General features: G+C 44.1%; 19 protein-coding genes and 1 pseudogene. 14 read left to right on the plus strand and 6 right to left on the minus strand.

Annotated elements, in window-relative coordinates; translation table 11 throughout:
• Positions 1–332: 332 nt before the first annotated feature.
• Both RIM23_RS08795 and mnmA read right to left on the minus strand, forming a co-directional pair.
• Positions 333–749: pseudogene (locus tag RIM23_RS08795) on the minus strand (Uma2 family endonuclease); the annotation flags it as partial.
• Positions 750–996: 247 nt separating this feature from the next.
• Complete coding sequence (gene mnmA, locus RIM23_RS08800; protein WP_446366287.1) at positions 997–2,061, minus strand: tRNA 2-thiouridine(34) synthase MnmA; 1,065 nt, start codon at positions 2,059–2,061, stop codon at positions 997–999.
• A gap of 1,001 nt (positions 2,062–3,062) precedes the next feature.
• On the opposite strand from mnmA, the gene RIM23_RS08805 reads away from it, so the two are divergent.
• From RIM23_RS08805 to RIM23_RS08825, 5 genes are all read left to right on the plus strand, one after another.
• Positions 3,063–4,130, plus strand: a complete 1,068-nt coding sequence (locus RIM23_RS08805) for a diguanylate cyclase domain-containing protein (RefSeq protein WP_446366289.1) — start codon at positions 3,063–3,065, stop codon at positions 4,128–4,130.
• 254 nt (positions 4,131–4,384) lie between these two features.
• Positions 4,385–5,716: a sensor histidine kinase gene (locus tag RIM23_RS08810; protein ID WP_446366291.1), complete on the plus strand. Its 1,332-nt coding sequence runs from the start codon at positions 4,385–4,387 to the stop codon at positions 5,714–5,716.
• 245 nt (positions 5,717–5,961) lie between these two features.
• Positions 5,962–6,666, plus strand: a complete 705-nt coding sequence (locus RIM23_RS08815) for a DUF433 domain-containing protein (RefSeq protein ID WP_446366293.1) — start codon at positions 5,962–5,964, stop codon at positions 6,664–6,666.
• Positions 6,663–7,094, plus strand: coding sequence for a PIN-like domain-containing protein (locus RIM23_RS08820; RefSeq protein WP_446366295.1), 432 nt, complete (start codon positions 6,663–6,665; stop codon positions 7,092–7,094). The genes RIM23_RS08815 and RIM23_RS08820 overlap by 4 nt, the downstream gene beginning before the upstream one ends.
• Positions 7,095–7,323: 229 nt before the next feature.
• On the plus strand, positions 7,324–8,016 hold the full coding sequence (locus RIM23_RS08825) for a carbonic anhydrase (RefSeq protein ID WP_446337602.1): 693 nt from the start codon (positions 7,324–7,326) through the stop codon (positions 8,014–8,016).
• Between the two features lie 186 nt (positions 8,017–8,202).
• Here RIM23_RS08825 and RIM23_RS08830 read toward each other — a convergent pair whose 3' ends face one another.
• The gene (locus tag RIM23_RS08830; protein ID WP_006105755.1) at positions 8,203–8,445 is read right to left on the minus strand and encodes a hypothetical protein; all 243 of its coding nucleotides are present in this window, start codon (positions 8,443–8,445) and stop codon (positions 8,203–8,205) included.
• A gap of 47 nt (positions 8,446–8,492) precedes the next feature.
• On the opposite strand from RIM23_RS08830, the gene RIM23_RS08835 reads away from it, so the two are divergent.
• The 8 genes from RIM23_RS08835 to RIM23_RS08870 all read left to right on the plus strand — a co-directional run bounded on the left by RIM23_RS08835 (position 8,493) and on the right by RIM23_RS08870 (position 16,514).
• Positions 8,493–8,639: a hypothetical protein gene (locus RIM23_RS08835; RefSeq protein WP_446352945.1), complete on the plus strand. Its 147-nt coding sequence runs from the start codon at positions 8,493–8,495 to the stop codon at positions 8,637–8,639.
• 152 nt (positions 8,640–8,791) lie between these two features.
• Positions 8,792–9,568: an MBL fold metallo-hydrolase gene (locus RIM23_RS08840; RefSeq protein WP_446366297.1), complete on the plus strand. Its 777-nt coding sequence runs from the start codon at positions 8,792–8,794 to the stop codon at positions 9,566–9,568.
• A 95-nt stretch (positions 9,569–9,663) separates the two neighbouring features.
• Complete coding sequence (locus RIM23_RS08845; protein ID WP_446366299.1) at positions 9,664–10,455, plus strand: glutathione S-transferase family protein; 792 nt, start codon at positions 9,664–9,666, stop codon at positions 10,453–10,455.
• Between the two features lie 300 nt (positions 10,456–10,755).
• Positions 10,756–12,021, plus strand: coding sequence for an RNA-guided endonuclease InsQ/TnpB family protein (locus tag RIM23_RS08850; protein WP_446366301.1), 1,266 nt, complete (start codon positions 10,756–10,758; stop codon positions 12,019–12,021).
• 28 nt (positions 12,022–12,049) lie between these two features.
• Positions 12,050–12,466: an element excision factor XisH family protein gene (locus RIM23_RS08855; RefSeq protein ID WP_446366303.1), complete on the plus strand. Its 417-nt coding sequence runs from the start codon at positions 12,050–12,052 to the stop codon at positions 12,464–12,466.
• A 41-nt stretch (positions 12,467–12,507) separates the two neighbouring features.
• Positions 12,508–12,789 (plus strand): element excision factor XisI family protein, encoded by a 282-nt coding sequence (locus RIM23_RS08860; protein ID WP_446366305.1) that lies wholly within the window; start codon positions 12,508–12,510, stop codon positions 12,787–12,789.
• Between the two features lie 504 nt (positions 12,790–13,293).
• Positions 13,294–14,577 (plus strand): hypothetical protein, encoded by a 1,284-nt coding sequence (locus RIM23_RS08865; RefSeq protein ID WP_446366307.1) that lies wholly within the window; start codon positions 13,294–13,296, stop codon positions 14,575–14,577.
• A 221-nt stretch (positions 14,578–14,798) separates the two neighbouring features.
• Complete coding sequence (locus RIM23_RS08870) at positions 14,799–16,514, plus strand: helicase HerA domain-containing protein (protein WP_446366309.1); 1,716 nt, start codon at positions 14,799–14,801, stop codon at positions 16,512–16,514.
• A 120-nt stretch (positions 16,515–16,634) separates the two neighbouring features.
• On the opposite strand, the gene RIM23_RS08875 is transcribed toward RIM23_RS08870, so the two are convergent.
• The 3 genes from RIM23_RS08875 to RIM23_RS08885 form a co-directional block, all read right to left on the minus strand.
• Positions 16,635–17,534, minus strand: a complete 900-nt coding sequence (locus RIM23_RS08875; RefSeq protein WP_446366311.1) for a hypothetical protein — start codon at positions 17,532–17,534, stop codon at positions 16,635–16,637.
• A 241-nt stretch (positions 17,535–17,775) separates the two neighbouring features.
• Positions 17,776–18,342: a Uma2 family endonuclease gene (locus RIM23_RS08880; RefSeq protein WP_446366313.1), complete on the minus strand. Its 567-nt coding sequence runs from the start codon at positions 18,340–18,342 to the stop codon at positions 17,776–17,778.
• Positions 18,343–18,478: 136 nt separating this feature from the next.
• A complete protein-coding gene (locus RIM23_RS08885; RefSeq protein WP_446366315.1) occupies positions 18,479–18,826 on the minus strand; it encodes a translation initiation factor in 348 nt (115 codons plus the stop codon).
• 420 nt (positions 18,827–19,246) lie between these two features.
• Between RIM23_RS08885 and RIM23_RS08890 the strand changes: the two genes are divergently transcribed.
• Positions 19,247–23,179, plus strand: coding sequence for a PAS domain-containing protein (locus tag RIM23_RS08890; RefSeq protein ID WP_446366317.1), 3,933 nt, complete (start codon positions 19,247–19,249; stop codon positions 23,177–23,179).
• Positions 23,180–23,473 lie beyond the last annotated feature (294 nt).

A 23,473-nucleotide genomic window follows, 5' to 3' on the forward strand; every position in this document is an offset into this window, starting at 1 on the left:
ATCGATTGGCGATACTCACGACTTTCGCCTGTGCTAGACTACTTTTATAGATTAACACATTATTTATTACAATACAAGACTAAGAGAAAATAAAAAGTCGTCCTAAAAGGACGAGGCTTGTATCCCTAGTTCTCGGTCAAATGGCACTGAAAAGCTTGCATTTGGGGAACCCCAGAACCTTTAATATACCGTAGGGTGGGCATTGCCCACCAGAATACGAGGAGCGTGACATTCAGTTGAAGGCTAAAGCTTGGACGACGAAGGACGCGATCGCACGATTTTATGGTATACTTATCATCATGGGAAAATGTGCCTGCCTATAACCTCTTCCTTATATATTCCTTCATTTTATCTTGCGTAGCTTTTAACGTATCCGAAGGAGACATCAATTCCACCACAAAATCAGGGCAAATAGGCGGAAACTTGGTTCGTTGTTCGGGAGTCAGAGCATCCCAGCGTTCCTGTATTACCCAAGCTAAATCTGGAGAACGATTAGCGCCATTGGGGAGTTTAAAACAAGTAGAGGAGTCAAACCCAATCCCTAATCTAGTTTGGCGATTCCATATCGCTAAATCAGCACCAAACTCAAAGTTTTGATTTCCGGTTTCTCCGCCAGTTGGGGGCATAATAATCAATTCTCCTTGGGCATTGCGTTCAAACTTTAGATCAGGATTAGCCCGACACAATTGATAAAATTGGTCGTCGGTAAGCTGAATAATCGGGTTAAAATCTATCGTATAAGCGGTCATTTTACATGGAGCCTATAGCCTAAAACCGTTGATTGATAAACGATTCGGATACAGGAAATCTAAATCAGGACACGATGGTATCGTGTCCCTACCCAATCAATTCTCCCGTAGGGGTACGGCATTGCCGTACCCTTGGTTTAAGGCTACTCATGGACAGATTGAACCATTGCCAACAGAGTTACCGTAGGTGGGCATTGCCCACCCTACAGAAGATTGAACCATATCCCAGACGTGCCATGGCACGTCTCTACACTACATCCTGCTTTCGTTCAATAATTCCACCGCCTAACAGCATTTCCCCGTCATACAAGACAGCGGCTTGTCCCGGCGTAATGCTAAACTGCGGCTGCTCAAAAACAAGTTTCATCCGATTCCCCTCTAGGGGAATAACTGTCACATCCACAGGGCGACTGCGATAACGCACTTGCACAGACGCTTGAATCGGAGTCGTGGGCGGATGAATCGACACCCAATTGACTCGCCCCACGGTACAATCCGGTTGCGTTGCACTAGTGCGATCGCCTACAATGACACGATTCGCCCCTGCATCAATCGCCACAACATATAAGGGTTCAGGTGCAGCAATGCCGAGTCCTTTGCGTTGTCCAATGGTGTAATGGTGAATTCCCTGATGCTGACCTAAGACCTTACCATTAGTATCCACAATGTCACCCGTGGTTTGGGAAATATATTTATCCAGAAACGTCCGCATCGAACCATGGGACTCAACCAAACACAAGTCCTGACTTTCCGGCTTATCCGCCGTCTTTAACTGATACTCAGCCGCCAGTTGTCGCGTTTGCGTCTTCTGGAGTTCGCCCAAAGGAAATATCGAGGCGGCGAGTAAGTCTTGGGTCAAGTCGTAAAGGAAATAAGACTGGTCTTTATTAGAGTCTACCGCCCGCAGCAACTGATAGCGATCGCTCTTAGCATCATAGCGAATCCGCCCATAGTGACCTGTAGCAATTTTATCAATGCCTAACGTCTCCCGCGCATAAGCGAGCATCGGACCAAATTTAACCGTTTTGTTGCACTGAGAACAAGGCAAGGGCGTGATTCCCGATTCATAACCCGAAACCAGATAATCGACGATATTTGCCTGAAAAACCTCACGACTATCCACAATATGATGGGGAATGCCCAGTTGCTCACAAATAAACGCCGCATCGACCATCCCCTCAGAACAGCATTGACCCTTGCCTTTCATCAGCCACAGGGTCAGACCAACGACTTCATAGCCTTGATGATGTAGGGTAGCGGCGGCAACTGAACTATCAACTCCACCGGATAGACCGACGACAACTTTATTCATCGAAAATCGGGGTTGGTAAGGGGGCGAATGGAAACCCCTGTCATTTATGTATGGGGAGGAATTCGTTCCCTTACATAAATAGCAGTCCGACAGGACTTCCTTTTTGGGAAGTGCATCGGCTCCATTTCCCGTGTACAAAACTGCATTATTTGTACAGACGTAGCATGCTACGTCTGTACAAACCCCTACCGCCTTGGATTTACTTACCTCGTTCGATGTATTGCGTTCACCTTTCGTCTGGGCAATTACAGACTCGTGTTTTCAACCTGTACGATATGGGTGGGGTATGGTTGCCCCGAACTCCCGTTTGGAGGGGTGACGTTAGCCTCGCATAAGTTACGCCTCGGTACTATCTCCAACACACTGGTTTAACCCTATAAGCCTGTTTAATGCTGGAGTTCTAGAGCATGGGACTGGCTTACGCGCTACGCGCACGCTAAGCGAACGCATCCCAAGGTAGGAACTTTAACTCTTGGGCGTAACGTAGACCTCGTAGGTCTTAGGCTGGTCAGGTATAGGCAATTTCGATGCCTCCGGCTTATAGCCGTGGGGTTCCTGACGACATGAATGGACAACTAATCCTTTTGAAAGATCAATTGTTGATCTAGGCTAACATCCCCATCGGCTATTTGGTTTGTGGGGAACCTAATCAAGCTTTCACTGTTGTCGGTTGGGTTGAACTGATTCTGGCACGCCGACACAAAAAAATCTCACCCTTTTACCCTTTTACCCTTGTCAGGTTTCTTGCGTTGGGTCTCATCCCTCTACCCCACCGACCTGCTAAGTTGATCCGGTAAAAATCTATCCTACAACCAAATCTTTACGAGTTGGGTCACAAAACAACGATTGATTACTTTATTATAACCTAACCTTAACCTTGATTTTTGGGCTTAACTTAATTTCAATCTATCCCCTAAAAACTGTATAATTTAAGTCCGAACTATTTGCAAGTCGGTGTTAAGGTTTTATTTTTTACAGTTGCTAGAAAGAAAAAGAGAACCATGATGGACTCATCAATGTATTCTATACAACAGTCATCTACGCAACTTGAGACCTCTTATCCAGAGATTAAACAATTGAGTGTAAATGCGACGCTGCAAGAATTACCTCTTTATAACTTTCAATTTGAAGCCTCTCAACCTGGAGAAGAAGTGGCTCATATATTTCAACAAAATCCTGTACTACCAGGAGTTATTTTAGTTGAACGGGGGAGATTTATGGGGATACTTTCGCGGCGAAGGTTTCTGGAACAGATGAGCAGTCCCTATGGACTGGAACTCTTTTTGCGGCGACCGCTCAAATCGCTATATCGTTTTGCCCAAACCGAGGTGTTAGTTTTAACCGGAGATACCCAAATTGTTACAGCAGCACGGCATTGTTTAGAACGTCCTCCCAGCTTACTCTATGAACCAATCGCGGTGGAGTTAACCACCCAAACCTATCGTATATTGGATGCTTATCAATTATTAGTGGCTCAGTTGTATATTCACGAACTAGCCACCCGGTTACTCAAGCAACTTTATCAGGATTTAGAAGTCGCCAACCTGCAATTAGAAGAACTCGCCAAGTCGGATGGGTTGACAGGAGTTGCCAATCGTCGGCGATTTGATGACTATTTACAAACCTGTTGGAAACAACATTATGTGGGAAACTCTTGGCTGTCGTTGATTATGTGTGATGTTGATTGTTTTAAATGTTACAACGATACTTACGGTCATCAGGCGGGTGACGAGTGTTTACGACAAGTGGCGGCGGCTATCCTGCGTCAAGTTAAGCGACCGGCAGATTTAGTGGCGCGTTATGGGGGTGAAGAATTTGCAGTCATTTTACCCCTGACTCCTATCGAGGGTGCAACTCAGGTGGCTCAAGGGATTGGAGCAGCGGTGAGGACTTTAAATATTCCCCATGCAACCTCTTTGGTGAGTCAGTGCGTTACCTTGAGTCTGGGTGTGGCGAGTAATATTCCCAATCCACGACTATCACCGACAACCTTGACCGCAGCCGCCGATGCTGCATTATATCAAGCCAAAGCCGCCGGACGCGATCGCGTGGTTGTCTATACCCGTTAGTCTTAATTCTGATGGATAACTTCAACCGTCTCTATTTTATACCAGGGATTGTCTGCCAAAATTCAATCAATTTTCTCTATTCCCTTAGTTTTTATTAAAGTTTAATCGTTTCTTAAAACGCTATTAACCCTTCATAGCATCTTCATTTTCTAGAATATTTCCTATAAACCAACTATTAAATCATTTTACAAACCAAATGACAAATAGTTAATTGTGAGTTTATATAAAAGTTAGAGTCTTAATTTTATAGTTTTATGGTTTCTCTGCAACACACCTACCCCGAACTATCCGTCTTGCCTCAACTCAAGACCCCTAATCTGACGTTGGATTCCACCATCCGAGAACTCAATCTCTATAACTTTCAGGTGGAATCAGTTCAACCGGGTAGAGACGTGGCTCAATCGTTTCAATTAAATCCTCTATTACCCGGAGTTATTCTTATTCAACATAGAAAAATTATCGGTATGATTTCACGAAGGCAATTTTTGGAACAAATGAGCCGTCCTTATGGATTGGAACTGTTTTTGAAACGTCCCCTTCATTCCTTATACCGCTTTGTCAGTGCGGAGGTTTTAATCCTCCGAGGAGATACAAAAATAGTTGATGCTGCTCGCCGTTCACTTCAGCGTACACCGAACTTCGTATACGAACCGATTGTTGTCGAGCTCGAGCCAGGAACCTATCGCTTATTAGACGTGCATCAATTACTCGTGGCTCAGTCGCAAATTCAGGAACTCACCACCCAGCTACTGCACGAGCAAACTCAAGCTCAAATGATTCAAACCGAAAAAATGGCAAGTTTGGGACAAATGGTGGCTGGGATTGCTCATGAAATTAAGAATCCCGTCGGCTGTATTACCGGTAATTTTGAATTCTTAGATGATTATTGTGCTAAGTTAATTGAGCTATTAACAGCCTACGCCGCAGAAGTTTCACAGCCGTCAGAAGATTTAAGTCAGCTAAAAGAAGATAATGAACTTGACTTTATCTTAGAGGATTTGCCAAAAATACTGAACAGCATGAAATTAGGCTCAGAACGATTGACCAAAATCATTGCTAGTCTGCAAAACTTCTCACATACGGATGAGTCTAAACATCAGCCTGCGAATATTCATGAGTGTATCGAAAGTACATTAATCATTTTAAATAATCGGATTAAGACAGGGATCATGATAAGTAAAAACTATGCAAATTTGCCCCTTGTTAATTGTTCATCCGGTCAGCTTAGTCAGGTTTTCATGAATCTAATCAGCAATGCCATTGACGCCCTGAATGAAAAGATAGAAAAAGTCGGAAATGGGTCTGGATCATGGCAGCCTCAGATTGAGATTAGCACTCACCTGTTACCAGAGAAGGAAAGAGATTGGGTTTTGGTACAAATTAGTGATAATGGTACAGGAATAGCACCAAATATTCAACAGCGAATATTTGAGACATTTTTTACGACCAAGCCAGTCGGTAAAGGGACAGGATTAGGGTTAGCGATTACACATCAGATTGTCACCGAGAAACATGACGGGAAGTTATTAATGCATTCGCAGTTAGGGAAAGGTACAACATTTGAAATTTTATTGCCATTAGAGTAATCCATCTATAGCCCTTGGATAACTATCTCGCGCCTGTTCGAGCTTCTTGAACGCTTTCGGCTTCACTTTCATCTTGATTTCGATTACTGTGTCACCCCTTCAGGTGTGTTAGCCCAGCTTAACCCACCATTACCACTATGGATAGCGTAGCTGCGTAATTCCTGACTATTTTTACCTTAAGGATTTAATAAAACAGAGACATTCAGGCTTAAAATAAAAACAGATAGAGGGGAAACAACATCACAATGATTGATATTTATGGCGGTAAAGATCCACGCGACATTCCCACTTACTCGGCTGGGGACGCATCCCGCTACCTGAATATACCATACTCAACCATTCGGTCTTGGACAGTCGGCTATAAATACAAAGTCACAGACGGCAATAAACAATTTGAACCCGTCATCGACATTAAGGAAAGAATACCCTTAACCCTGACATTCATCAACCTAATTGAACTTCATGTTCTCAGAGCTATCCGCCAACATCATCACATCGACTTAGCAAAAGTTAGAGCGGCATTAGATTACATCAACAAAACAATTAATATCCGCCATCCCCTCGCACATAAAGAATTTTATACAGATGGTGTTGATTTATTCATTGACCATTATGGCTCTCTTATCAATGCCTCACAGGATGGTAAAAGAATCCTAAAAAATGCCTTAGAAACCCACTTAGAAAGAATCGAAGCCGATGAGAAAGGTTTAGCCATTAAGCTATTCCCATTCACCCGCAATCAAGAAGAAAATAACCCACGTTTTGTGGTGATAGACCCGCGTGTTGCCTTTGGTAGAATGGTCATTGCAGGTACAGGAATTCCTGTAGATGTCATTGGCGAACGATTTTATGCTGGTGATTCTTACCAACAGCTTGCCGATGATTATGAATGTGAAATCGAGAAAATCGAGGAAGCCATACGCTGTGTGAGTCGCCCTGTTGCTGCATGAATCTCAAGCCAAAAACAACCGTCTTTTTCATTGATCGCTGCTTAGGAAAACATCCCATTCTAGAAATGCTGAGAGAAACAGGGGTTAGCGTCGAAATTCATGATGATCATTTTCCACAAAATACCTTGGATCAAGACTGGATACCACAAGTTGGAGAATGGGGTTGGATCATCCTAACAAAAGATGCACGCATTGCTAGAAATACCATAGAACGCCAAGCTGTAGCCCGTGCAGGCATTCGGATGTTCACCCTTGCCTCGAAAAGACTGTCTGGAGAAGAAACAGCGATCGCCTTTCGAGATGCTTTACCATCCATGCTGAAATTCATTCCAGAAAATCAGGCTCCTTTCATTGCAAAACTGTATAAAGATGGCAAAGTGGTGGCTTGGAAAGACGCCACCGACTTACTTGATGAAATTGAGTCTTGAAACTCTTACCTAGCAATGATTTCGATGCTTTCCAGGAAAAAATGCTTCGCTAACGCGGACTGAGTTAGAAGGGGGTTTGTTATTGGTTCCTCTATTGAAGGAGATCTCCTTGTCTTTGAAGTACGCCTATTTCCCTGTCAGCCTCAACGATCAGATTAAATGCGTGACAGCTTACACTTGTGTGGGATCATAGACAATGATGTCCCCTTGTCTTCGGAAACGTTGATCGATGAAACAGTTAATCAAGGGTCTGCATGAGTTCCAGACCAATTACTTTACGGCTCACCGGGAGCTATTTGAGTTACTCTCTCAAGGACAGCATCCGCGAGTTCTGTTTATTACTTGCTCAGACTCCCGGATTGATCCCAATCTGATGACGCAAACCAAGCCGGGTGAAATGTTTATCATCCGTAATGCGGGTAATATTATTCCTCCCTATGGGGCGACGAATGGCGGAGAAGGTGCAGCCGTTGAGTATGCTATTCATGCGTTAGGCATTGAAGATGTGATTGTTTGTGGTCATTCTCACTGCGGCGCGATGAAAGGATTGCTGAAACTCAGCAAGCTGGAAGAGGAAATGCCAATGGTTTACGAATGGCTCAAACATGCGGAAGCGACGCGGCGGATTATTAAGGAACATTACCAAAACTATGAGGGTGAAGATCTACTAAATGCTTCTATTCAAGAGAATGTTCTCAACCAATTGGAAAATCTACGCACTTACCCCGTAATTCAGTCTCGACTCAAAGCAGGTAAATTGCAACTCCATGCTTGGGTTTATGAAATTGAAACGGGAGAAGTTATGGAATATAACCCGATTCAAGGTCAGTTCGTACCACCGAGAACCCAGTTTGCTAGAGCGACTTGGATCACGCCAGAACAGCAAGAGCGTATTTTTAAAGGCTCTTATAATGATCATTAGGTTGTCATTCGTCATTCTTGGCAAGTAACCAGTTTTTGCTGATGTATAGGTGTTGGCGACGCTCATTTTGAGTGGAACCTAGACATGAGAACGCGAATGCTTTTGGATAAGGGCGGGTTTTGTTGATCAGTTATTACCTGACAAACTTACCTGAGTGGCTAAACCCGCCTCTACGAATGCGTGACTTTAGTCTGATGAATCAATCAGTGCCTTAATGACACCGATTTTAGCTTGGGAAACTTTTGACCCTAAAGTGGGATTAGTCGAACCAATAAAATATTCTCCCGTTGGTAGATAATGCAATGCCAATTCGGGATATGTAATAATCTCCCAATCTTTATAGATTTCGGTCTTTTCATGACTATGGCTGGGTCGATTACTTTCGTAACACCAGCCTGCGGCAAGTAATTTTTCGATTAGGGTTGACATGGAAAATCAGCTAATTCTCGGATATAAATGTTAGTGGCTATCAGGCGTTGGCTAGCCTCTGGGTAGACTTCCCTGTCTTTGTGACGCGACAATGTGAGAGCATCTCTACCCTAGCATTGGTCATTGGTCATTGGTCATTGGTATTTGGGGATTGGGGATTGGGGATTGGGCGAAGCATTCGCGTTGAGATTTGAATAGCAAACCGATCGATTTGGGCGCGAATGCTTCGCCCCTACGAATGCATCGGCTCCCCCATCTCCGACTCACCCCCTAGACAACGGGCAGAAACTTTAAGAAACTTTACAATAATGGGGAGAGATGACATCATCATAATAGTCGGACTGCCATGCACCTAACCTACTTCGGCGCCAATAGCTGGCTACTCGAACTCGGGCAAAAACACATCCTGATTGATCCTTGGCTTGTGGATTCCTTAATCTTTGGCAATCTTCCCTGGTTGTTCAAAGGCGACAAACTTCCCGCCTTGGATGCGCTTCCTGATCAGATAGACTTGATTGTGCTATCCCAGGGACTAGAGGATCACGCCCACAAACCCACATTGGCAAAGCTGGACAAGACAATCCCCGTTGTTGGTTCAGAGAATGCCGCAACAGTGGTGAAGGAGTTGGGCTATACTCAGGTGACGCCGTTAGCCTTTGGTCAAACCTTCACCCTAGCTGACCAAATTGAAATCCGCGCCTTACCGGGGGCACCGATTGGTCCTTTTTTGCAGGAAAACGCCTATCTGATTAAACAGTTAGATAGTGGCACAAGTCTCTATTATGAGCCTCACGGGTATCCATCGGAGCAGTTAAAAGAGTATGCTCCAATCGATGTGGTGATTAGTCCCGTGGTGACATTGGAATTGCCTGTGCTTGGAGCTATTATCCAAGGTCATCGGACCGCACTGCAACTGGCACAATGGGCGCAACCCCAAGTGTTTCTACCTACAGCCGCCGGGGGTGGCGTTAAGTACGAGGGCGTGCTAGATTCCCTGCTGCATCAGGTGGGTAGTCTGGAGGAGTTGCGATCGCAACTGGCACAGCACAACCTATCCACTCAGGTGATTGACCCTCAGCCAAACGAAGTGCTCGAACTCAACCTGACGCCTCAAATGGCTTAATCTATTGCACATTCTTGTCCGGAGTTATTGGTTCGATTTAGGCAATCACCAAGAACAAAGGACAAATGACACACCTTACCCTAAGGAGATCGATCATGTTGGAATTGTATCAATTTGAGTTGTCGCAGTTCTCGGAAAAAGTGCGGCTGATTCTTGATTACAAAGGGCTAGCCTATCGCAAAATTGAAGTCACCCCAGGAATCGGACAGCTAGACTTGTATCGCCTATCGGGTCAAAAGCAAGTTCCGGTTCTCAAAGATGGGGATACCGTCATCGCTGATTCGACTGCGATCGCGATGTACTTGGATCGCAAATATCCCGACAAGCCGCTAGTTCCCACCGATCCCCAGCAACGCGCTCAATGTTTACTAATGGAAGAATGGGCAGATGAATCGATTGGTGTAAAAAGTCGTAAAGTCTTCTACGGAGCATTAAGTCACAATCCCAGTTATCGCACATCGATATTACCCAACGATACGCCCGATTTCTTCAAAACGCTTCTGGGCGGTGTTCCCGCAGAAGTCTTTGAGGTTTTAGGGATTGGTTTCGGCTATGGTGCAGACGCCCTCAAAGACGCCAGAGACAGCCTGAAGCAAGACTTAGAAGCCCTCAGCTTAATCTTGTCCGATCGCCCCTATCTGGTCACAGACAGTCCCTGTTTAGCCGATTTTGCCGTTGCTGGAGTTAGTTTACAGCTGAAATTTCCCGATGGTCCCTATCTGGACTTACCTGATGCCCTAAAAGGGAAAGGTATACCTGGTTTAGCCGATAGTAGTGCGTATCAAACCTTCTTCGATTGGCGCGATCGCCTCTATGCTGAGTATCGCACACCATTGACCACAACGGGAATCAGCGATTCGTCACCAACCTCAATAGAGATTGAATAACGATTATTAGTCCGATAACAATTTACCTGTAAGCTGTTTTAGCGACCCAAATTACCACTGGAGGTCGCTAATTTTTTATTTTGTCGGGTTTTCCGTGTTTGCACCCTGTTCAGAAAACCCAATGAATCCGATGTCTATGCCATTTTTAACTTGTTGAGGGGGTTTGGGGGAGCGATAAGTCCCACGCTGTACCGAAGGTCAGCGTTGGGATACACTGGACTCCCCCAAGCTAATTTTATCCGGTCAACCCCGGTAAAATTAGCATTTACCGTTACCGACAGATTGTGGTAAGATACACGAATGTTGATTCTCAACTACACCTACCGAATTTATCCAGACCAGCTACAAGTCGAGTTGTTGAACGAATGGCTCGAAACTTGTCGCCATGCCTATAACTACGCACTCCGGGAACTCAAGGATTGGATTGCTTCAAGGAAGTGTCCAATAGATAGGTGTAGTTTAGAGTCGGAATACATTATGAGAGCTGATTATCCGTTTCCCGGATATCAGCAACAACAAAACAACCTACCGTTAGCTAAAAAAGAGTTCCCCAGACTAGCAGCAGTACCGTCACAGGTATTGCAAACAACCATCAGAAGATTGCATGACGCTTGGGACTTCTTCCAAAAGCGAGGTTATGGATTTCCCAGGTTCAAAAAGTATGGACAGATGAAGTCGATACTTTTCCCGCAGTTTTCCACCAACCCAATTACAGGGTGGCAAATCAAGTTGCCCAAGCTGGGGAAAGTCCAAATCAACCGGCATCGACCAATCCCAGAGGGATTTGTTGTCAAGCAAGTCAGGATAGTCAAGAAGGCAATGGGGTGGTTTGCTGTCATTGCTATTGAGTCTGACATTTCTATTCCAGAGCCAGTTCCTCACGGGCATTTCATCGGAGTAGATGTTGGACTGAACAATTATTTGGCTACCAGTGATGGATTCATCGAACCAGGACGTAAATTCTTCGCAACAGAGCATCGTCGGCTGAAAGTGCTACAACGCAGACTGTCAAAGAAGAAGAAACGTTCTCAGAACTCTGAAAAAGCCAGACTCAAGGTAGAAAAACAACACAACCACATAGCATTCAAACGCAAAGACTATCAGTTCAAACTAGCTCACAAACTGTGTGACATGGCCGGCACTATTTTCGTAGAAGATATTGACTTCCGAATAATGGCAAAAGGCTTTTTAGGAAAGCACACCATTGATGCCGCTTTTGGACAGTTTCGTTCAATTCTGTTTTATGTCGGTAAACAACGAGGTGTTTATGTTGCTGAGGTTAACCACAAAGGAACATCTCAAACTTGCCCAAACTGCCGAATTGAAGTCAGAAAAGAATTATCTGAGCGTTGGCATCGTTGTCCAGAATGCAATTATGAGGTCGATAGAGATGTAGCCTCGGCACAAGAAATATGCAACCGAGGCTATGAATTACTTAGTACCCAGGGACTCTGGGGGAAAGAAATTGGCTGTCAAGTCGGGCTGTCAGGGGCTTTTTGCCTAGATAAGTGGCGTAGGGCAGCAATCTCTAACAGCGATGTTGGAAGCCCGCGCTATAATCTCTGATTTAGCGCCGGGAGGATGTCACTCCACTATGCCAGCAAAAGACCTGTACCACGAGAAAGTTAGAGTTATCCTAGAACAAGACGGTTGGACGATTACCGACGATCCGTTTAAACTAAAATGGGGATTAAGGGAATTATTTGTCGATTTAGGTGCAACCAAACTTATAGCCGCGCAGAAAGCGGAACGGAAAATAGCGGTTGAAATCAAAAGCTTTGTCAAGGCTTCCCCTGTTACTGATTTAGAAGCCGCTTTAGGTCAATACATTCTGTATCAAAACATCTTAGAGGAAATAGAACCCAATCGGCAACTCTATCTAGCTATTCGCCAAGCCACATATCGGGAAATTTTTTCCGAACCCATTGGCAGCCTTGTTCTCACCAAAAACCCCCTTCACTTACTTGTATTTGACCCACACAAGGAGATAATCGCGCAATGGATAGATTAGATAACTATAGAACTATAATTCAGTGTTTATTGACTGATTATATGCAGATTCCCTATGCTCATGGAGATTTGCATTACAAACTAATTGTTAGCCAAGACTTCAACAGCTACGTGTTAATTACAATGGGGTGGGAAGACGATACCAGAGTTCATGGATGTCTGATTCATATTGACATTATCGATAATCAAATTTGGATTCAACGAGATGGAACTGAAGATGGCATTGCTAATGAGCTAATTACTGCTGGAATTCCTAAAACAGATATAGTTATTGGTTTCCATCCTCCCGAACTCCGACCCTATGTTGAATATGCAGTAGGATGAGGATAAAACCCTGGAAATATTCTCTTTCATTATTCACAGATCTGGGATTATGAGCGACGTAATACCACCAATGGGACGATGAAGTCTTGCACCCAAAAAACCGTAAAATCTACAGGTTTTTATTTTGAGTTCTTGCAACTGTAACTTGAACTTGGAACCATCCTCGATATCCGTGCGATCGGGCATTTAGGTAGCTTACGGGGGTATTCGAGTTCGCTGACGTTAATTCCTAACCAAAATACAGCGCTTTTCAAGTAAGTGAGGTACACAGACAGATCCCCGACTTCTTAGAGAAGTCGGGGATCTTGCTTAGAAGACTGTACCTGATCAACCTGAAATCTGCTGTATTTTTCTGACGTTTTACTGGTAAATGTAAACAATTATTACAAAACGACGCAGTTTTCGTAAAAGCTGCCGCTAAATTTAGAGTAATTGATGAAGGTTTTTTGGTGTTCGTTGACCACTTCGCTATAATCCAAATTTACCCCAACTGGAGACAGGGCTATGGCTGAGCCAAACATGTTAAAGCTTGCTAAGCAAGGTAATCCTAAAGCAATTGCGGCAATGATCAACCGCTCACTGCGAACCAAGCACATCGTCGCCAAGGTTAATCGCCAAGACGATTGTTTGCAAGTATTGGTGGAATCAGCGCAAATTCCCAATCAAAAAGCAACAGTTTCTTTTATTCGTCATGGTTTAACCAAGCTAGGCATTGAGACGATTAAAACGGTGCAAGTTTATGGGCGTCAGCAAGGACAAGAATCCCCGGCTTGGAATCAAAGCTTTGAGATAGAATCCTCATCCTCTCAAGCCGCAGATGTTCAAGACTCAGAGCCCGATTTAAATCTGTACCAAACTCCCGCAGACGTTGCTGCGGAAAATGATACATCTTCCAGTTTCCAATCTCCTGGCTTAGAACCACCACCGGGTTCCAATTTTGCCAAAGTTCCTAGTCACGCTGTTGGAGGGTATACATCCTCACACAATCGACAAACAAGCGCCCATACTCCACACCATAGCACTCAATCCAGCCATTCCAGACCTCGCCAACCCATGAAACCCTTGAGTGTGGGTAATGTGGTTAGTGCGAGTCTGCGGTTGTATCGCGATCGGTTCAAACTATATTTTGGTCTGGCATTTCAGGCATTTTTATGGGGAATAGTACCGATTTATGGATGGGCAAAATTTTATCAAATTCAGGGTATTATTTCACGTCATGCTGTCAGTGAATTTGCTGAACAACCGGAAACGATCGATAGTATTCGTAATCAGCTCGATCGGAAAATGTGGGATTTCTGGATAGCGCAAATTTTAATTGGTTTGATTGCTTTTGGAGTGAATTTTGGTTTGTCGATCGCCTCAGGAATCATCGGAGGAATAGCACCCAGTCTAGAAAGTATCATTAACTTGGTCACTCTCGGCATTTACCTCTGGGTCTATGCCCACTTCTTTATGACTGAGTTACCGTTAGCTGTAGAAGGAAATATGAAGCCCAAAACTGCCATTAACCGCAGTTGGGAGTTAAGCAAGGGATTTATTCCCAATATTATGGGGATAATTGCCGTTGCGAGTCTAATCACAATTCCGCTAGGCTTAATCGTCTTAATTCCTATATTGATAACGATTCCCACTGTATTGATTAATCCATCGCCAGAGGCATTACTTACTGCCTTAGGAATGTTAGTGCCGTTACTCTTTATTGCCTTTGCCTGTATTGGTCTTTTAGTCATGCCATTTTGGCAGATTATTAAAGCGCTAATTTACTATGATCTCCGCAATTTCCGGTAAGGAACAGGTTTACAGCTACGCCATTGATCTAACCGCTATAGGGTGCATCGTTTGTGTGACGAGACAAGGACTAAAAAGAAGATAATACTGACAAAAGAAATCGTGAGCAATCCGGTTTTCTTCAAAATATTGCTAATTTACCCATTAAATCCCAGGAAAACGCCCAATAACCCAGAAGAGAACGATAAGATAGGCTTGGCTTCGTTCAAACCCTAGCAGTAATGGATGTAGATAAACCCTTAGGTTCAGTCATTGAAGGTTCTCTCTCCGCCGGATTGGAAGTGCGATTACATGCGGATGTCTCCGTGGAAGATATGCGCGTGGGTAAGTTTCTGGTTGTTAACGGGGTGCGATCGCGCTTTTTCTGTATGCTGACGGATGTGGCTCTAGGAACCTCCAGTCAGCGGATTTGGGCGAATCCCCCCCATCCCGATGATGAATTTTTGCGTGAGGTTCTCGCCGGAAGTGGCACCTTTGGTACGGTGAATCTAACCCCGATGCTGATGTTGACGCCAAACGCGGGAAAACGCGAGACACCTAACCTTAATCTGAATGGAAAAAGTCCTTTAGCGTCGTTTCAACCTCAAAGTAGTGATAACGAAGACGAATTACTTCCCGTTAAAACGATTCCCAGTCACTTTTCCCAAGTCTATGATGCCAGTGAACGAGATTTCCGCAAGGTGTTTGGCTGGGAAGATGACCCCCATCGGCGTAATTTTTCTGTCGGTCAACCCCTTGACATGGAAGTGCCAATATGCTTAGACCTAGATCGGTTTGTGGAACGCAGTAATGGTATATTTGGCAAATCGGGAACCGGGAAATCCTTTCTGACTCGCTTATTATTATCCGGGATTATTCGTAAGCAAGCGGCGGTTAATTTAATCTTCGATATGCACTCGGAATATGGATGGGAAGCTGTATCGGAAGGAAAACAATTTAGTACAGTCAAAGGATTACGCCAACTATTTCCCAATCAAGTCCAAGTTTACACCCTTGACCCGGAATCCACCCAACGCCGAGGGATTCGAGACGCCCAGGAAATGTATCTCAGTTTCGATCAAATTGAAGTTGAAGATATCTCCCTGGTGCGAGGAGAGTTAAACCTATCTGAGACGAGTCTGGAAAATGCGATTATTCTCCGCAATGAGTTTGGCAAAACCTGGATTACTCAACTCCTGAATATGACGAATGAGGATATCCAGATATTTTGCGATGAGAAGCGGGGACATAAGTCCTCAATTATGGCATTACAGCGCAAGTTACTGCGTCTAGAGGAGTTAAAGTACATGCGAAGTGCTTGTCCTAACAATTATATTGACCAGATTCTGCAATCTTTAGATGCGGGGAAGCATGTGGTGGTGGAATTTGGCTCTCAATCGAATATGCTCTCCTATATGTTAGCCACGAATGTGATGACACGCCGCATTCATGGTAAATATGTGCGGAAGGCGGAGAAATTTCTGCAAAGCAAAAATCCATGCGATCGCCCGCGCCCATTGGTGATTACGATTGAAGAGGCGCACCGTTTCCTGGATTCAGCGACAGTACGTCAAACCATCTTTGGCATTATCGCCCGGGAGATGCGGAAATATTTCGTTACATTACTGATTGTTGATCAGCGTCCATCAGGGATTGATAATGAAGTCATGTCTCAGGTTGGCACCCGAATTACCTGTTTACTGAATGATGATAAGGATATTGAGGCTATCTTTACCGGAGTTTCGGGGGGTCAAAGTTTGCGATCGGTTTTAGCGAAGTTGGATTCTAAACAACAGGCATTAATTTTAGGACATGCAGTACCCATGCCAGTTGTTGTGAGAACTCGTCCTTATGATCAAGCATTCTACGCAGAAATTGGCGAACCTTCTTGGGATGAAATGTCCGATGAGGAGGTATTTGCTGCAGCCGATGCAGCTAAAGCAGATTTAGGCTTTTAAACGTTCGTCGTTGCGCTGTCTTCGCCATAAGCTTGGAAACACTCATGAGTTATTTTGCCACCTACCTAAACAAAATCTGTACCTCCCAACCCATTCAATCAATTTATTTCAGTAACCCATTTAAGGAAGATTGCTCGAATATTCGCGGTGGAATTCTTCGTAAATTATCCTTAATATTTTTTCTCGGTCTTCCATGTCTTCAAAGTGAGACGCTAACTTTAAGATTTCCTTAATAGTAATTGATTGAACCTTCATATTAATCAAGTAACTTTTAATATCTTTCGAGATATCATCGATAATCAAAATCACATTGCCATCGCTCAAGCGTTCCCGGTCAAAATTACCCTTAAGTTCTGCATAAATATCATCCGCTACAGCTTTGCTATAAACCTTTAGTTTTTTAATTTGATAAACCACCCCAAAGTTAGTCGATATATCAACTCCGCTATCATTTGCCGATGTGCGGGTATCTCGATAGAGTTTACAGGAAAATTTTTCAAGATGCACCTTGATAACAGCAAAGCTGAATATCTCAAAATTGGTTGAATTTTGACGAATATTCTCTTCTATGAAATTAAGAAATTGATTATTGTGCAATGATAGTTCAGAGCGAATTCCCCGATTGCTTAAGAGAGGAATTTCACCTAATTTACCGTTAATATGTTGCTCAATTCTTTCAGGAATCCATTGCTCCAGCAATTGAGCATTATTTACATAGGGTGACGTAAATTCATATTCACCGCTATTAATCGCTCTTAACACTCCGTATTTAGGTAGATTCCTCGACGGATAGGCATCATAGTATTTACCCCCTATATGTAAATCATGTTGCAAATAATCAATCATATAGTTAACGGTTTTTTGATAAGCTGCTTTAATCTCAGAGTTTAAAAAAATAGTTTTTTTATTAGATAGGTATTCCTTAACTAAGGCGAGAGTAATTACAGGAAAAATAACTTTAGTTTGTGAGCGACTTAACATCATGTTGATGTTGTTTTTGCAAAAGTTTTCGTCATTCATGAGAGTATCTTAATATGAATGGCACAGACTTAAGCCCTGAACCAAAGCTTATACCTTTTAAAACTCACATCTTGCACCAGTCTCATCAACCGCCTTGGGTTAAAACTCAAGGCTAAAAGCGAAAGTCGTCTTTAGACGACTGCATCTCTAGTTTTAGTCCATTAAAATGGACTTGAGCTTTTAGCCAAGAACTTGAGTTCTTGGCGGGTGTCAGGGCTGATAAGGCTTACTCTAATTTTTATTAAAAATCTACATCTTCATAAAGCGCTATCAACGTTCCGGTAAAATCAATACTTTCAAGTATAAATTCTTTCTGTATAGGAGTATAAAACTGTAACACCCACTGCCCTTTATCATTGCGGCGGAAGCAATCAACTCGTTGCTGTTTAGTATTAATTAATACATATTCACGTAGACTTTCTAGTTCCTGATAGTCGGCAAATTTATCCCCTCGGTCAAACGCTTCAGTAGAATCCGATAAAACTTCGACAATCAGAGTTGGAAATCGTTTATAAGTCGAGGTTTCTTGATCCCGTGAGTCGCAAGTGACCATAACATCAGGATAATAGAATCGATTCAGTGATTCTATGCGGGCTTTCATGTCAGAAATATAGACTCGGCATCCCGAACCTCGGACATGACTACGGAGTAGCGTGGCAAGGTTAAGGGCAATCGTAACATGAGGGTCACTGGCTCCAGCCATAGCATAGATTTGCCCATCAATATATTCGTGTTTGATCGGACTCTGTTCCTCCAGTGTGAGATACTGATCAGGTGTGAGATAGGGATGTTCAGGAGCAGCAATCATCGTAATTTTTTTATAAAATGTTTTCCATAGTATAGCAAATGTAGGGGCGCAAGCCTTGCGCTCCCAAATGTAGGGGCGCAAGGCTTGCGCCCCCAACTAATTAGATACACTGACTACAACATTTTTACAAAAGACGCTAACCGCCACTAATTTTTGCTTTATAGCCCAACTGGGTCAAAATTTCCAGCAATTTTTGAGCATGATCCCCTTGAATTTCCAAGGTATCATCTTTAACCGTACCACCACTACCACATTTAGTTTTAAGCTGTTTGAAAAGTTGGGTTAAGGTGTCCGGTTTACATTGAAAACCGCTAATCACCGTAACGGTTTTACCCTTACGCCCCTTACGAGAAGCTTGAACCCGCAAGTTTTGCTGATTGGGTGGAAGTTCTTGGACTCCGCGTTCCGTAGCCACCGGATTACTACCAAATTCTTGGTAAACGACGCGCTTTTGTGAGGAATTAGAAGATTTACGTTTAGACATAGCTTTTAAATAATTTTGAATTATGATTTATAATAACATTTCAGTAAGATAGCTCGTAGGTAGGACTCTCAAGGCAATTGCCCATAATCTCGGTTGCAGTGAATTGCCCACCGATTGATGAATAAAGCGTAGCCTAAGCCGATGAACACCAGCGGGTTTGAGACGGAAATTAATGGTTCCAGGGTATTTCTCTGACCAAAAAATACAGAGAACCCCAAAAGTAATTTATACTTAAGGTTTACTCGTTAGGCTTGACAGGTTTAATGGTAAGTCATTTCGTCGCGATCGCAGAAAAAAAGTTACCCCTGCACCCTGTATGAAGTATTGAGAGAAAAAATGGGATAAAACCCTGAAACAAGTCTAGAAATCGTGAATTAAATAGGAAGACAGAAAAACCTTTGGCTTCAGGAGCGCTTCTCCATGAGCATTGCTACTGCCTTTAAACTGAATCATAGCAACGGTTTAGCCATCGATCGCTACCCTCTAACCGCGACACCCGATATCTCGGTGAACGAGGCTTTGGCGCGGATGAGTCAGACTCACAGCAGTTGTCTACTCGTATTAGGGAATCATCAACCGAATAGTCCAGTTGTGGGTATTTTTACTGAACGAGATACGGTGCGACTGATTGCTTCTGGTGAAGACTTGCGTACCATGTCTGTGGCGTCTATGATGACCACTTCAGTGATTACGATCACAGAAACTGAAGCTCAAGATATTGTTACCGTGATTAATCGGCTGCGTCAGTATAGAATTCGCCATCTTCCGGTGGTGGGAGAAAGGGGAAACTTAGTTGGTTTAATCACACCGCAAACGATTCGGGATGTTCTCCAACCCGTTGATTTACTCAACTACAAAAAAGTCTCTGAGGTGATGTCTACCCCTGTGATTCACGCCCTCGGGACAGCTTCTATCCTGGAATTGGCACAACTGATGACCTCACAGCGAGTCAGTTGTGTGGTAATTGTCGAGGAGGCTGAATTCCCTTTTTCAACGCCAAATTCACTCAGGGCGGGTTTTGAGGAAACATTACCATCAATAGCTGGCGTGAATTCCCTAAACCCGCCCCTACAAAATCAAAACCATACCCTCGAGCCTAGCGTTGGGTCAAAACCATACCCTCAAGCCCAGCGAAGGGTCGAAACCATACCCTCGAGCCTAGCGTTGGGTCAAAACTTGCTTCGTCCAATAGGTATTGTCACCGAACGAGATATTGTCCAGTTTAGCAATTTGGGATTAGATCTCGCCCACACTCCCGTCGCCGCCGTGATGAGTACCCCCCTATTACCGATTCAACCGACTGATTCTATTTGGACGGCGCATCAACGTATGCAGCAGCATCGAGTGCGAAGGTTGGTGGTGTCAGGTGAAGCGGGAGAATTAGTGGGTTTGATTACTCAGACGCAGGTGCTAAACGCGATTAACCCAATGGATATCTATCAAACTGTGGAAACATTGGAGCATTTGTTAGATCAGCAAACCTACCAATTACGCCAGTTAAATCAGCAACTGCAACAAGAAATTAGTAAGCGTGAATTACTACAAAAGAAATTATCCACGTCTGAGACAAAAATCCGGGCTGTGTTTGAGGCGATGACGGATGTCGTTTTAGTTATTAATACTTACGATAATCAAATTCAAGATGTCGAAGTCATCCCAACGGCTTCGAGTTGTCTATGTGAAATGACGGATTTTATAGATCAGATCCAGGGATTGTTGAAAGATCCCAGCCAAACCAATCCGGTTTGGGTGGAAACGATTCAGCAAGCGATTAAAACAAAGCAAACCCTTACCCTAGATTACTCTCTTGAGCTACAGGGGCGAGAGGTTTGGTTTAGTGCGAGTATTTCCCCGATCGCAGAAAACTCCGTCGTCTGGGTGGCGCGGGATATTAGCGATCGCCAGCAAATGGAAGAAGCCCTGCGCGGAAACCAGCGGTTGCTGCGTGCGATCACTCAGGCAAATCCCAGTATCTTGTATATTTATGACCGCATCAATAAGCAAATTCTTTATTTCAATCGCAAAATCCAGAACCTGCTTGGCTATACACCGGAAGAAGTGATTCAGATGGAGGATGATATTCTGGTTACGCTGATTCACCCGGATGATTTACCGGGAATTCTCCACCATTTTCAGCAACTCGAAACCGCCCAACTGGATCAGGTGTTTGATTTAGAATATCGGATTAAACACAAAACAGGGGAATGGCGTTGGCTTTCTAGTCGTGAGACAGTCTTTACGTGGAATCAGGAGGGGAAGCCGGAGCAAATTTTAGGGACAGCCACCGATATTAGCGATCGCAAACAAGCCGAAGCCGCACTCCGGGAAAGCGAGGAACGTTGGCAATTAGCCCTTCAGGGGAATCAAGATGGGATTTGGGATTGGAATATCTCCACCGGTCAAGCCTTGATTTCTGATCGCTACCGCAAAATCTTAGAATACGATGACGATCAATTAGAACTCGATTTTCCTGAATGGCAAAGTCGTTTGCATCCCGATGATCTTGACTTCGTTAATCATAGTCTCCAAGATTACCTGGAGCAAAAAATACCCCATTACGCCATCGAATATCGTCTGCGCTGTCAGGATGGAACCTATAAGTGGCTACAGTCTCGCGCTCAAGCTTTATGGGATGACGCGGGATATCCGGTGCGAATGGTGGGTTCAACCCGGGATATCACCGAACGCAAACAAGCTGAAGCCCAACTCCGGTATCAGAAAGAACTTCTACAAACTATTTTTGACCATATTCCGGTGATGATTTGTTTTTATGATGCCACAAGTCAAATTCAATTAGTTAACCGAGAGGTGGAACGGGTGTTAGGCTGGTCTAAAGCCGAACTTGATCAGATTGATTTGTTAACCGAATGTTATCCCAATCCCAAGGATCGCCAAAGCGCCTGGGATTTTATGTTAAATGCTTCGGGAAAATGGCAAGATTTCAGCGTCCGGATTAAAAATGGTCAAACGATAGAAACCTCTTGGGCAAATATTCGCCTCAGTGATGGAACCAGTATTGGCATTGGACAGGATATCACAGATCGCAAACGCGCCGAAACTGAACTGAGAAAGAGTGAGGAACGCTGGCAATTAGCGCTCTCAGGTAATAATGATGGGATTTGGGATCATAACTTGATTACCCAGGATCATTTTTTATCACCCCGTTGTCTGGAAATAGTGGGGTATGACTATGAGGAAATCGATAATTTTGACAAGTGGATGAGTTATATTCATCCTGAGCATGTTCCTTTAGTCAAGGAAACCTTTCAACGGCATCTCAACCGGGAAACCGCTGATTATTCCCTAGAGTATCAGATGCGCTGTAAAGATGGCAGTTATAAATGGTTATTAGCGCGGGGACAAGCCCATTGGGACGAGTTAGGAAACCCCGTCCGCGCTGTTGGTTCAATTACGGATATCACTGAGCGCAAACAAGCGGAAGAAGGAGAACGGGAAAAAGCACGGGAGTTACAACTCACCCTCAACGAATTAAAACGCACCCAAACCCAATTGATTCAAGCCGAAAAAATGTCCTCGTTGGGACAAATGGTGGCGGGAATTGCCCACGAAATTAATAATCCTACCAGTTTTATCTATGGGAATATCGAGCCAGCGACAGAATATGCTCAAACGCTCCTCCACTTCGTCGAGCTCTATCGACAGCAGTACCCGGAATCGGTGAGCGCGATCGGGAAACAACTCGATAGTATCGACATCGATTTTATCAGCTACGATTTTCCCAAACTGCTGGCATCCATGCAAGAGGGGGCGAAGCGAATCACTAAGATAGTGAAATCATTACGCAATTTTTCGCGTCTGGATGAAGCGGAGTATAAGCGGGTTGATATTCATGAAGGTATTGATAATACCCTACTGTTATTACAGCACCGACTCAAACAAAAATCCTCCCGCCCTCAGATTCATCTGATTAAAGATTATCATCAACTTCCCCAGGTTAAATGTTATCCGGGTCAGCTTAATCAGGTGTTTATGAATATCCTCAGTAATGCCATTGATGCCCTAGAGGAGAAACTGGAACTTGACCTAAACTTTGAACCTAAAGTTTGGGTTCGCACGGCTATGATTTCCTGTGATTCTGGGTCTGAGGATAGTGATAGTCAGGGGGGTTCAAAGGTAGTGATTTACATCGGGAACAATGGTGAGGAAATCCCTGGCGAGGTTTCCCAACACATATTTGATCCATTCTTTACCACAAAACCTGTAGGCAAGGGAACAGGTTTAGGGTTATCCATCAGTTATCAGATCGTCGTGGAACGCCATGGGGGTGAGTTACGATGTGATTCGATTCCAGGTCAAGGTACCGAGTTCGCGATCGAATTACCCAGTGAGTGATAATGTTGTCGCGCATTTAAATAGTTTAGGCTGACGGGAGAACTCCGGAGACGGGGCGAGGTTTGGATGGATCAAAGTCCCCCAATAGATCCCCCTTCCGTCCCCCAATAGATCCCCCTCCCGTCCCCCAATAGATCCCCCTTCCGTCCCCCTTCAAAAGGGGGAGACCAGAGGATGCTTCGCTTTTTTTGCACGGGGGAAGCCATAGGATGCTTCGCTTTTTTTGCACGGGGGAAACCAAAGGATGCTTCGCTTTTTGTTCCATGGGGGATGCGAGGGAGATCTAAACCCAAT

The organism is Coleofasciculus sp. G3-WIS-01, from assembly GCF_040223135.1.
In the GTDB taxonomy this organism is placed as follows: Bacteria; Cyanobacteriota; Cyanobacteriia; order Cyanobacteriales; family Coleofasciculaceae; genus Coleofasciculus.